Genomic DNA, 11730 nt, shown 5'->3' with positions numbered 1-11730 from the left:
CCAACCAGACCTCCCCCGCCCCCGATCCACAGCCGATCTTTAGTCGCCGATCAGGCGTGTCAAGGTACTCTTTCCCGCCTTGACACGCCTGCTCGGCGACTGAAACACAATCAGGCATCGGGGGCGGGGGTGGTCGGAAGGTGACCGTTTGGCGCCGTGAGGCGCTGTTTTCGCGCGAAGGCGCGGGTTTAAAGATCAAGAGATGTCCTCGCCGGACGGGCAGGCTCCGGGATGACCAGGGGTTGGGTGCCTCGTCTCGCCTCGGGTGGGTGGTCGCTGGGTGGTCATCCCGTCGCCTTCCGGTTTGTGCATATCACCTTGAGCCAGGGCCGCAAGGTTGGCATGCTCGGCCGCCGGAGAGAGCCTGGGTTGCGGCCCTGGCTCAAGGTGATCGCGCCGGTGTCAGGCGACGGGATGACCACCCAGCTACCTTGGGTTCTGTTCAAAGATCGCGGTGCACCGCGATGTCGGCCAGCCGCTTCAGGCTCTCGGTGTTCCGTGGTGCCAGCATGGCCGCCTGCACCGGCTCGGGCAGCAGGCTGAGCGGGCCGCGCACCAGTTTCTCCGCCATCTGCACCTCCGTGCCGCCCTCGGTGTCGGGCGTGAGGGTCAGCGTGATCTTCGCGGCGCCCATCGGCCACATGCGGGCCTCCAGTTCGAGGAGCTTGTTCTCCTCGACCGCGAGCACGCAGCTCACGTCCTGCACGTTGAACGGCCACGGCCCGACGCTGTGGTGGATCCGCGAACCGACCTGAGGCCAGTGGCTGTCCACCTGCCGGATGTGCGAGGCGCCCACGACCCAGCCCGCGTAGGTCCAGCCGTCGGCGAGGACGGTGAACACCTTTTCGGGCTGGACGGGAATCCGCTTGCTCACCACGATCATGTCTCGCTCCCCGGCTCGGTCCACCGGCAGCGAGTACCCCGCGCGGGAGCGGGGCAATCAGCTCGCTTCGGTCGCGGGCGGCGCCACGGCTTCCTCGAGCGACGACGTGATCCGCAGCTGCTCGTCGAGCCGGGTCACCTCCAGCGGCCGCAGCACGGCGCGGCTGGTGGCCACGACCCGCAGCTCCACCGAGTTCTCCTCACACTTCTGCTGCGCGTTGACCAGCAGGCTCAGGCCGATCGACCCCAGGAAGGTCACCCCGGACAGGTCGACCACCACCGGGCCCGGCGGCTGGGCTTCGGCGCAGGCGGCCTGCACCTCGCTCTCCAGGTCGGGCGCGCTGGTCAGGTCCACATCGCCGGCGGCGGAGACCACGATGGCCCCGTCGATGAGGCGTCGCGTGACACGCAACTCGGTGGTCACCCGAGATACCTCCTACTGTCGTCGTTCACCGCGTCCTGCCGTCGGCGGACCACAAGGAAGCTGCACCGGTACCCGGAGCCGCCACGGCAACAGGCTGGCGGCTCAACCGTCCGCCGATCCTAACCGGGCTTCACCGCGGGTGAGGATCGGGGCGGAAAGTGGTTAACCGGCCACGTCCGGGGAACCACCAACACAGCCGATACGCGAGCAAGGACCGCTGGCGGGAGGACACTGTGAGGACCGACGGCTCGCGCCGACCGACGAAGCACCACAGCAAGCCGTCGGAGTGGCGGCGCGCGGTGACGCGGTTGCCGGAAGAGGCGCCGGCGGCCGGCCAGGCCAGGGAGTTCGCCACCTCCGCGCTGCAGGCGTGGGAGGTGCCCGCGGACACCCGCGAGGACATCGTGCTGGCCGCGTCCGAGCTGGTCACCAACGCCGTCGAGCACGGGCAGGGCGAGGTCACGGTGGTGCTGCGCCAGAACGGCGACCGCCTGCTGCTGCGCGTGTGGGACGACGACGTGCACGTCCCGGTCCCGCGCCCGGCCGAACAGGATTCGGTGCGCGGCAACGGCCTGGTGATCGTCGAAGCGGTCAGCGAGTCCTGGGGTTACGAGACCGGCTCCGAGGGCAAGTGGGTGTGGGCGGAGTTCGCCCTCCCGCGCTGAGTTCAGCGCGGCGCCGGGATGTGCCGCGCGCCGCGGCGGGACGGGCGCTCCGGCTGCGCCGACCACCGGCACAACAGCAGGCACACGTCGTCGTCGTGCTCGTCCTGGCCGAGCATCTCGGACAGGATCCGGTCGCCCGCCTCGTCCGTCGGCAGCCCGGTGACCTCGGCGAACGCGCCGGTCAGCCGGGCGAGCCCGTCGTCGAGCACCTCGGCCCGCCGCTCCACCAGCCCGTCGGTGTAGAGCAGCAGGTCGCTGCCCGGCGTGATGGTCTCCTCGTACTCGGCGATGTCGAACGCGAACGGCACACCCAGCATCGGCGCGTTCGGCCGCTCCAGGTGCCGGACCCCGTCCTCGCCGCAGGCCAGGATCGGCAGGTGCCCGGCGCTGGCCCAGCGGATCCGGCCGGTCTCCAGCTCCAGGTCGGCGACCACCGCGGTGGCGAACAACGTGCTGTCCAGCCCGCGCAGCAGGTGGTGGGCCAGCCGCAGCGCCTCCGCCGGGCCGTGCCCTTCCGCGGTGTAGGCGCGCAGCGCGTTCTGCAGCTTCCCCATGACCACGGCAGCGTCGAGACCGTGCCCGGTGACGTCACCCACGGTGAGCACGATCGTGCCGTCGGCCCTGGTGAACGCGTCGAACCAGTCGCCGCCGATGTTCACCCCGGTCGCCGCGGGCCGGTAGCGGGCGCACAGCTCCAGCTCGTCCGGGGTGCTCAGGGTGGGCAGCATCGCGTGCTGCAGCCGCTCGGCCAGCTCGCGCTCCCGCTCGTACTCGCCCGCGTTGCGCAGGCCGACCGCGGACCGCGCGGCGACCGCGGTGAGAAAGGACACCTCGTCGCCGGTGAACTCGCTGTCCCGGTGCAGCTCGAGCACGCCGAGCAGGTGCGGGCCGACCGTCAGCGGGAGCAGCAGCCGTTTCGGCTCGATGTGCGCCTGGTGGCCGGTCGCGACGCGCTTCACGTCCGCGTCCGGCGCGCTGTCCGGCCGCGGCAGGCGCTTGAGCTTGCGGGTCTCGTCCGTCACCAGCCACACGCCGGCGCAGTCGGCCAGGTTCTCCCGCTCGATGAGCCCGACCAGGGCTTCCACGACCTCCCGGCCGCGCAGCGAGGCCGACACGCTGCGGCTCACTTCGTCCAGGAACGCCGACCGCTGCCGCTGCAGCTCGACCTCGGCGTGCAGGGCCAGCAGGCCCGCGTTGGTCTGTTCCAGCTCCGACTGGTGCAGCCGCAGCTCACGTTCCTGCCGCGCGATGGTCTCGCGCAGCTCGCGGAGCAGGTCCTCGGTGGTGGCTTTCGTCACCGGCCACCACCTCCCGCGATGACCACCACGCACGCGTCGTCCCGCCCGCGGCCACGCTGCCCCAGGATCCAGCCCGCGACGGTGGCCGGGTCGTGGTTGAACAGGCCGGGCCAGTCCGTGTTGCTCCACTTGTCCGAGATCCCGTCGGTGTGCAGGACCAGCCAGCTGCGGGAGGACCACGAGTACGCGGTGTCCGACGGCCGCGGACGCGCGGCGACGCCGACGATGCCGTGGCGCGACACGATGCGCTGCACGGGCCCGTCCTGGTCCGCGTAGAACCGGGTGGACACGTTGCCCACCCCGCAGAACCGCATGCGCCCCTCCGCCGGAGTCAGCTGCGCGACGGCCACGGTCGCGCCGCGCGTGGAAGCGAGGGACGGCTGCATCAGCTCCAGGATACGGGCCGGTCGCAGCTCGGCGTGTGCCGCGACGGTGGAGATCGCCGCGTCACTGGCCCGTGCGGCCAACTGGCCGTGGCCCAGACCGTCACTCACCGCGATGGTCACGCTATCGTCCGTGGTTTCCGCCGTCCAGCGGTCGCCGCATTCCGCTTCACCCGGAGCGGTGAGGATCGCGCTGCCGATTCGCAGTCCACCGGGCAGCGGCGACGGGCCCGCGTGCCAGCGCGCGAGCACGGAAGTGCCCTGGCCACGCCTGCTGTAGACGTCGAACACGTCCGCGGCGCGGCGCACCGCGCCGAGGCCGCCGCCCAGCGTGCCGGTGGTCGAGTAGCCGTCGCGCATGCTGTCCTCGATCCGGCCGATCCCCGGACCGCAGTCGACCGCGACCACGTCCAGCCTGCCCAGCGCCGGCACCACGCTGAACACCCCGCGCCCGGCGTGTTTGAGCAGGTTGGAGGCCAGTTCGGTGGCGGCGAGCGACACCAGGTGGACCCGCTCCAGCGGCAGCCCGGCGCGGGTCGCGGCCGACGCGGCGACCACCCGCGCGCGCCCGACGTGACTCGGTTCGGTCACTATCAGGTCGTCGCGGGTCACGGTCCCGCGCTTCTCCGGACGGACATGCTGATCTCCACCGTCGTCCCGCGACCCGGCGCCGAGTCGATCCGGAACTGGTCGGCGAGCCGTTTGGCCCCGCCGAGGCCCAGGCCGAGGCCGGACCCGGTGGTGAAGCCGTCCGCCATGGCCGCGTCGATGTCCGGGATGCCCGGCCCCTTGTCGGTGAAGGTCATCCGCACAGTCGGGTTACCGCCGAGGTCCTCGACGGCGATTTCCGCCTGCCCGCCGCCCCCGTAGACCAGGGCGTTGCGGGCCAGTTCGCTGGCGGCGGTGACCAGCTTGGTCTGCTGCACGAGGCTGAACCCCGCGGTGGACGCCGCCGACCGGGCGGCGTGCCGCACATGCACGATGTCGTATTCGTCGTGGATGGCGACCGTGTTCGTGGCAGGTGCGCGTGTCACCGCAGCGCCGTCCGCGATGACCCCGATTGCGGGGTGAGTAGTGACAAGCCCTCCTCGACGGAGAGCGCCGTGAGCAGGCCGGGCAGGGTCAGGCCGAGTTCGACCAGCGTGATCGCCACGGCCGGGCGCATGCCGACCACTACGGTGCGGGCCGCCATCAGGGAGGTGATGGCGGCAATGTCGTGCAGGGTGCGGGCGAGGAAGGAGTCGATGATGTCCAGCACGGACACGTCGATGAGCACACCCCGGGCGCGGGTCTCCACGACCTTCTCGGTGAGCTCGGCCTCGAACTCGGACACCGACTGGTCGAGGAGCTCCTCCTGGATGGTGACCAGCAGGACACCACTCAGGTTGACGATGGGGACGCCCGCCATCAGACCACGCCCGGTCCCGCGGACGACCCAACCTCCAGGCCCAGCCGGTTGAGCGCGTAGGCCAGCGCGTCGGCCAGCCGTGCCCTGGTGGCGACCTCGCCGAGGTCGATGCCCAGCTGCACCATCGTGTTGGCGATCTGCGGGCGGATGCCGCTGATGACGCACTCCGCGCCCATCAGCCGCGCCGCCATGGCGGTCTTGAGCAGGTGCTGGGCCACCATGGTGTCGACCGTGGGCACGCCGGTGATGTCCAGGATCGCGACCTTGGCCTGGTGGGTCATGATCGACTGCAGCAGGCTCTCGGTGGCGACCTGGCTGCGCATGCTGTCCAGGGTCCCGATCAGCGGGATCGCCAGCACCCCGTCCCACAGCTTGATCACCGGGGTGGACAGCTCGGTCAGCTGGTCGCGCTGGATGGCCAGGGTCTCCTTGGCCGAGGCCAGCGCCGACTCGACGAGCACCAGCCGCAGGGTGTCCACGGCGCTGGAGAGCAGCAGGGCGCCCGCTGTGAGCAAGTCCGCATCCGCGGCCTCCTGCCACAGGCGCAGCAGCGGCTTCTTGAGGTCGCTCACCTCGACGGCGGTGCGCGGGCTCACGCCCTGGTTGCCGTCGAGTTGCGACGCCAGCGCGGTGAGCAGCGAGCGCAGGTCGTTGAAGCCCTCGGCGGCGGGGCTGTCCACGTCACCGGCCGCGATGGCCCGGCGGATCCCCCGCAGGACCTCGGCGCTGTCGCCGGCGGCCTGGTCGGAATCCTGCGCCACCGAGCGGAAGAACGGTGAGTCGGCCCACTGCGCGACGATCGTTTCCTTTTGGGCGTCAAGGAAATCGCTGACCACGGCGGTGATCTGGCGGTCGGAGGTTGTCGTCATCGCTCCCAGGCTCCAGCATGGTGGAAGGTCGCAGGCACGCGAGCACGCTCCACGAAGTTCGTTGCTTTGCGGCAAACTTATTGCACACGGCCGCCGGGCGACAACCGGGGCCGAAGCCGACGCCACGATTTTGGAGAGAGTTCGAACCATGACGACGGACGAAGGCGCGACCAGGTCCGCCACGGCTTCCGTGGTGCGCACGGAGGCCAGCGGGGACAGCGGACGTGTGCTGCTGCTCGGTGAGATCGACCACGGCGCGGTGGACCAGCTGGACCAGGCCGTGGAGAAGCTGCTCGGATCCGGGGTGATCCACCTGGTGCTCGACTTCGAGGGCCTCAACTTCTTCGACTCGGCCTGCATCAGCGCTCTGATCAGGGCGAAGACCAGCGCGGAGGAGCAGGGCGGCACGGTGAAGCTGGCCAACGTGGACCGCTACGCGCGGCGCATCCTGGACATCACCGGGTTGCTGGGCTCGTTCACCATCGAGGGTGAGGAGTCACCCAGCGCTCGTGCGTGAGGCAGCCCGCGTGCACACCCACCGTGAAATGGCAGGTTTGGGATTCGCGAGCCAGGGGTAGCCCGGCTGGGCCATGAGCGGTTTCAAACCCGTCAAGGGGCCGGTTTCCGGCGCGGCGTCAAGCAGGGGCGCCCCGCCGGGTATCTGGTGGGCGAAGTGCGAGGGCAGATGTACCTGGAATACGAGGACGCGCAGGCGCGGGGGTTGCGGCGGTACGTGCGACTGGTGACCGAGGCTCTGGGGCTGGGCGGCAACGCCTACTTCGTGCAGATCGACCCACCACCGGCCAACGCGTACCTGGCGCTGGAACGGCGCCTTCCCGAGTTCCCCGACCGTGACGCCGCCCTCATCTGGAGTGAGGACACCGGCTGGTCGCTGGTCGTCGAATCGCACTGCGGCGAGGACCTGATCGTCCTGGCCTACCTCGGCGCCGACGTCCTGCCCGCGCCGCGGGTGGTGGCGCGGTTCGCCGAGGACCTGTGCGACGGCGTCGCGGCCGGTGTCCTCGAGCCGCCGGTGTGGGATCCGGTGGACGTCCGGGAGCGTCTGGCCGCGTACTCCGCGCCGGCGCTGGCGGGCTGACGAAGCTCGAGATCTGCCGACTTCCCGGTCCCGCATTAGGCTGAACGCACCACAGGTGTCCCTACGCGTGTCCGGGAGGTTCCGTTGGCCGAAGAAGCTTTCGCGGTGCGTCACCGGGTGACCGGGGACGCCGTCGTGGTGACCGTGTCCGGCGGTGTGGACCTGTGTTCCGCGCCGGCGCTGATCAGTGAGATGGACCAGGCCCGCCGCGCGGCCGTGCCGCCGCAGCCGGTGATCGTCGACCTGTCCCGCGTGGACTTCCTCGGCTCCGCCGGGTTGTCCCTGCTGGTCGAGGCCGAGCAGCGGTGTGCCGAAGCCGGCACACCGCTGCGCCTGGTCGCATCCAGCCGCGTCGTTTTGCGCGCGCTGGAGGCGGCCGATCTGCGGCAGGTGTTCACCGTTTCCGAGACTCTCGAATGCGCCCTGGGTGAGGGCTGACACGGTCGATGACGCATCCGGCTGATACGTCTTATTTGGACACAGTGGGTGAAATGGGGGCGATGGTCGCCGCGCGCGACTGGTCGGCGACCGCCCTCGGCCCGATCGCGGAGTGGCCGCGCGAGCTGCACGCCGCGCTGCGCCTCGTGCTCTCGTCGCGGTTCCCGATGCTGGTGTGGTGGGGGCCCGAGCTCACCGTCTTCTACAACGACGCCTACCGCCCGGCGATGGGCGAGAAGCACCCGCGCTACCTCGGCCGCCCGGCGTCCGAGTGCTGGGCGGAGGCGTGGGCCGAGCTGGGCCCGCTGTCGCGCCACGTCCTGACCGGCCAGGGCGCCACCTACTCGGAGAACCAGCTGCTGTTCATCGACCGGCACAACTACCTCGAAGAGACGTACTGGACGTTCTCCTACAGCCCGATCTCCGGCGAGCGGGGCGAGGTGCTGGGCATCCTGGTCGCCGTCCAGGACACCACCGAGCAGGTGGTCCGCCAGCGCAGGATGGAAGTGCTCAACGACCTCGGCGAGGTGTCGGCCGCCGGATCGGTCGCGCAGACCGCGCGGTCCGCCGTCGCCGCGCTGGGCCGCCACGGCGCCGACCTGCCGTTCGCGCTGGCGTACCTGTTCGACGAGGGGCAGGCGTCGCTGGCCGCCGCGTACGGGGTCGGCCCCGGGGAGCGCGCCGCGCCCGCGGTGCTGGACCGCGGCGGGGAACCGGTCTGGCCGTTGTGGGACGGCGGGACCCACGAGTGCGACGGGCTGCGGAAGCGGTTCGGGCCGGACTTCGTGCAGCCGGTGGTCGTCGGCACGGCCGCGCCGGACCGCGCCGTGGTGCTGCCGCTGGTCGCCGCAGGCCGGGCGGAGCCGGTGGGCGCGCTGGTGCTCGGGGTGTCGGCCTACCAGGCGCTGGACGCGGACTACCGGGCCTTCCTCGAACTGCTCGGCGGCCAGGTGTCGAGCCTGATCACCGACGCGCTCGCCTACGAGGGCGAGCGCCGCCGCTCGGATGCGCTGGCCGAACTGGACCGCGCGAAGAGCGAGTTCTTCGCCAACGTCAGCCACGAGTTCCGCACCCCGTTGACGCTCATCGCCGGGCCGGCCGAGGACGCGCTGGCCGACGCCGCCGAGCCGTTGCCGCCCGGTCAGCGCGAGCGGCTGGAGCTGGTGCACCGCAACGCCGGACGGCTGCGGCGGCTGGTGAACGACCTGCTCGACTTCGCCAAGATCGAGGCGGGCCGCCTGCAGCCGGATGCCGCGCCGCACGACCTGGCCGCGCTGACCACGGAGATCGCGGAGAGTTTCGCCCCGGCCGTGCGACGTGCCGGGCTGCGGTTCGAGATCGACTGCCCGCCGCTGTCCCGAGCGGTGAACGTCGATCCGGACATGTGGGAGAAGATCGTCCTCAACCTGCTGTCCAACGGGCTCAAGTACACGCGGGAGGGCGGGGTCGCGGTCCGGCTGCGGGAGGTGGACGGGCACGCCGAGCTGACGGTCGCCGACACCGGCGCCGGCATCCCGGCCGACGAGCTGCCGAGGCTGTTCCAGCGGTTCCACCGGGCGCGCGGGCGGGAGGGCCGCTCCCACGAGGGCGCCGGGATCGGGCTGGCGCTGGTGCAGGAACTGGTGCGGTTGCACGACGGCACGGTGTCGGCGGATTCGGTGGAGGGGGCCGGGAGCACCTTCTCGGTCCGGTTGCCGCTCGCGGCGGTCGCGCCCCCGGCGGCCGTCGACCTCGCGCTCGCCGCCGCGCCCGCCTACCGCGAGGAAGCGCTGCAGTGGCGCCTCGACGGGGAAGGCGAGACGGCGCAGCCCGGCGAGCAGCCGGGGCCGACGCTGCTGGTAGTCGAGGACAACACCGATCTGAGCCGGTTCATCGCGCGGATGCTGCGCCCGATCGGCCGGGTCCTGCTCGCGCGGGACGGCGTCGAAGGGCTGGAGCTGGCGCGGCGGCACCGCCCGGATCTCGTGTTGTCGGACGTGATGATGCCGCGCCTGGATGGGTTCGGGCTCATCCGGGCGCTGCGGGCGGAACCGGCGACGAAGTCGGTGCCGGTGCTGTTCCTGTCCGCGCGGGCCGGGGTCGAGGCGGCGGTGTCCGGTCTGGAGGCCGGCGCGGACGACTACCTGCCGAAACCGTTCTCCGGCGCAGAGCTGCTCGCGCGGGTGCGGGCTAACCTGGCGCTGTCCAGTCTCCGGCGGCGTGAGTCGGAGTTCCGCCGCGCGTTGTTCGAGTCGTTGCGGGAAGGCGTGTTCGTCGCCGACAGCGACGGCACGGTGGTCGAGGTCAACCCGGCGTTCGCCAGGATCACCGGGTATGGCGCGGAAAGCGTGCCGATGGCCTGGCCGTACCCGTGGCTGGGTGCGGACGCCGCGCGCCTGCCGGCCGCCGATCTGGTGGGCTACCTGGGCGACGGGCACGAGGTGTCGGTCCGGGTGGAGCGCCCGGACGGGCGCGAGGCGTGGGCCGCGCTGACCCTCACGCGCGTCGCCGAGGACGACGGGCGGGCGTGGCTGGTCGGGACGTTGCGGGACGTGACGGTCGAGAAGAAGGCGGCGGACCGGGAGGCGGTGCTGGCCGCGTTCGCCGCGGACCTGGCGGCCGCCACCGATGTCGCCGAGGTGCTGAACGCCGGGGTGTCGGCACTGCGGGCGATCCTGGGTGCGACGCGGGTGGTGGCGGCGATCTGGCCGACCGTGGAGAGCGGCGGGTTGCTCGCGGGCGATCCGGAGGCCGGTTCGTTCGACGAGCTGGAGCCGGAGCTGTATGAGAGGCTGGACCGCGCGCGCCGTCAGGCGCCGGGGCAGATCTGGCCGCCGGAGACGAGCCGCGAACTCGGGGCGACGCTCGGCAGTGGTGATTCGGTGGTGTGGGCCGAGCGGGCGGACCAGGTGCTGGGCGCCGAGGAGCGCGCGTTGTTCGGGATGCTGGTGGCGCAGCTCGCGCAGGCGCTCGGCCGGGCCCGCAGCTACGACGAGGCGCGTGCGGTCGCGCTGACCCTGCAGCACGCCATCCTGGGGCCGACGGACCTGCCCGCCGGGTTCGCGGTGCGGTACGAGCCTGCGGTGCGGCCGCTGGAGGTCGGCGGCGACTGGTACGACGTGGCGCGGTTGCCGGACGGCCGTATCGCGGTGGTCGTGGGCGATTGTGTCGGCAGAGGGCTCGCGGCGGCGTCGGTGATGGGGCAGCTGCGCAGTGCGTGCAGCGCGCTCCTGTTGAGCTACGGCGATCCCGCGCGGGCGCTGGACCAGCTGGACGGATTCGCCCGGCAGATCCCGGGCGCCTTGTGCACCACGGTGTTCTGTGCGGTGGTCGACCCGGTTGCCGGGATCGTGACGTACTCCAGCGCCGGGCACCCGTCGGCGGTGCTCAGTCATGCTGACGGCAGTGATCAGCTGCTGGACCAGGCGTTGGCGGTACCCCTGGCGGTGCGCCGGTCGACGGACCGTCCACGTGCGACGGTCCCTTTGCGGGCGGGTTCGGTGCTGTTGCTGTACACGGACGGTTTGGTGGAGCGGCACGGCCAGCCGATCGACGAGGCGATCGAAGGCGCACGGGTGGCGGTGCGCGAGGTGCCGCGCCGGCAGTCGGCGGAGATCACCGAGCACCTGCTGGACCGGTTGTTGCCGCCGTCCGGTCACAACGACGACGTGGCGGTGCTGGTCTACGTGCACCCGCCTGGTCCGATGCGCCTGGAGTTGCCCGCGGAGCCCCGGAGCCTGGTCGACATGCGGCGGGAGTTGCGTGAGTGGCTGGCCCAGTCCGACGTCCCCGACGAGGCGGCCGCGGACGTGATCCTCGCCGTCGACGAAGCGTGCACGAACTCGATCGAACACGGCTACCCTGGCCGGGACGACGGCACCCTGACGCTGACCGCAACCGCCGACGAGGGTTCCGTGGAGATCGTGATCACCGATGACGGCAAGTGGCGCCCACCCCCCGCCGACAAGGGGATAAGGGGTCGGGGAGTGGGTTTGATGCGCGCGCTGATGACCGAAGTGGACATCGCCCCAGGGGAACAGGGAAGCCGGGTCCGCCTGATGCGCAACTGGAAAGACTGAGCGCGCAGCGCAATCTTTGAACCAAACCCGAGCTGGGTGGTCATCCCGTCGCCTGACACGCAACGATCACCTTGAGCCAGGGCCGCAACATCTGTGCTCGCGTGAGTTGAGATGCCAACCTTGCGGCCCTGGCTCAAGGTGATATGCACAAACCGGAAGGCGACGGGATGACCACCCGGCGACCACCCACCCGAGGTGAGCTAACA

At 71.4% G+C, this 11730-nt stretch carries 12 protein-coding genes; 5 read left to right on the top strand and 7 right to left on the bottom strand.

All coding sequences use genetic code 11. The features are described from left to right. Nucleotides 1-442: 442 nt before the first annotated feature. Both ABZ193_RS41640 and ABZ193_RS41635 read right to left on the bottom strand, forming a co-directional pair. Nucleotides 443-883, bottom strand: coding sequence for an SRPBCC family protein (locus ABZ193_RS41640; RefSeq protein ID WP_354714267.1), 441 nt, complete (start codon nt 881-883; stop codon nt 443-445). Between the two features lie 57 nt (nt 884-940). Then, complete coding sequence (locus ABZ193_RS41635) at nt 941-1306, bottom strand: STAS domain-containing protein (protein WP_354714265.1); 366 nt, start codon at nt 1304-1306, stop codon at nt 941-943. 233 nt (nt 1307-1539) lie between these two features. Between ABZ193_RS41635 and ABZ193_RS41630 the strand changes: the two genes are divergently transcribed. Then, nucleotides 1540-1971, top strand: a complete 432-nt coding sequence (locus ABZ193_RS41630) for an ATP-binding protein (RefSeq protein ID WP_354714263.1) — start codon at nt 1540-1542, stop codon at nt 1969-1971. 2 nt (nt 1972-1973) lie between these two features. Here the strand turns inward: ABZ193_RS41630 and ABZ193_RS41625 are convergent, their stop codons facing one another. Genes ABZ193_RS41625 through ABZ193_RS41605 form a run of 5 tightly spaced genes read right to left on the bottom strand, consistent with a single transcriptional unit; the run spans nt 1974 to nt 5929 of the window. Further along, entirely contained in the window at nt 1974-3269 is a 1296-nt protein-coding gene (locus ABZ193_RS41625; protein ID WP_020422976.1) for a SpoIIE family protein phosphatase, read from the bottom strand. Next, complete coding sequence (locus tag ABZ193_RS41620; RefSeq protein WP_354714261.1) at nt 3266-4264, bottom strand: SpoIIE family protein phosphatase; 999 nt, start codon at nt 4262-4264, stop codon at nt 3266-3268. The genes ABZ193_RS41625 and ABZ193_RS41620 overlap by 4 nt, the downstream gene beginning before the upstream one ends. Further along, nucleotides 4261-4686 (bottom strand): anti-sigma regulatory factor, encoded by a 426-nt coding sequence (locus ABZ193_RS41615; protein WP_354714259.1) that lies wholly within the window; start codon nt 4684-4686, stop codon nt 4261-4263. The genes ABZ193_RS41620 and ABZ193_RS41615 overlap by 4 nt, the downstream gene beginning before the upstream one ends. Next, nucleotides 4683-5060, bottom strand: coding sequence for an STAS domain-containing protein (locus tag ABZ193_RS41610; protein WP_354714258.1), 378 nt, complete (start codon nt 5058-5060; stop codon nt 4683-4685). Before ABZ193_RS41610 ends, ABZ193_RS41615 begins: the two co-directional genes overlap by 4 nt. Continuing rightward, on the bottom strand, nt 5060-5929 hold the full coding sequence (locus ABZ193_RS41605; RefSeq protein WP_354714256.1) for an STAS domain-containing protein: 870 nt from the start codon (nt 5927-5929) through the stop codon (nt 5060-5062). The genes ABZ193_RS41610 and ABZ193_RS41605 overlap by 1 nt, the downstream gene beginning before the upstream one ends. 148 nt (nt 5930-6077) lie before the next feature. Here ABZ193_RS41605 and ABZ193_RS41600 point away from each other — a divergent pair, with 148 nt between their 5' ends. The 4 genes from ABZ193_RS41600 to ABZ193_RS41585 all read left to right on the top strand — a co-directional run bounded on the left by ABZ193_RS41600 (nt 6078) and on the right by ABZ193_RS41585 (nt 11524). Then, the gene (locus ABZ193_RS41600; protein WP_020422971.1) at nt 6078-6446 is read left to right on the top strand and encodes an STAS domain-containing protein; all 369 of its coding nucleotides are present in this window, start codon (nt 6078-6080) and stop codon (nt 6444-6446) included. A gap of 156 nt (nt 6447-6602) precedes the next feature. Further along, a complete protein-coding gene (locus ABZ193_RS41595) occupies nt 6603-7028 on the top strand; it encodes a DUF6292 family protein (RefSeq protein WP_235716314.1) in 426 nt (141 codons plus the stop codon). Nucleotides 7029-7112: 84 nt separating this feature from the next. After that, the gene (locus ABZ193_RS41590) at nt 7113-7466 is read left to right on the top strand and encodes an STAS domain-containing protein (protein ID WP_020422969.1); all 354 of its coding nucleotides are present in this window, start codon (nt 7113-7115) and stop codon (nt 7464-7466) included. Nucleotides 7467-7519: 53 nt separating this feature from the next. Beyond that, nucleotides 7520-11524, top strand: a complete 4005-nt coding sequence (locus ABZ193_RS41585; protein WP_354714253.1) for a SpoIIE family protein phosphatase — start codon at nt 7520-7522, stop codon at nt 11522-11524. Nucleotides 11525-11730: the final 206 nt, after the last annotated feature.

Origin of the sequence: Amycolatopsis sp. NPDC006125, from assembly GCF_040614195.1 — a bacterium.
Taxonomy (GTDB): Bacteria; Actinomycetota; Actinomycetes; order Mycobacteriales; family Pseudonocardiaceae; genus Amycolatopsis_E; species Amycolatopsis_E tucumanensis.
Note: the sequence above shows the minus strand (reverse complement) of the source record. Positions and strands in the feature narration are given on the sequence as shown.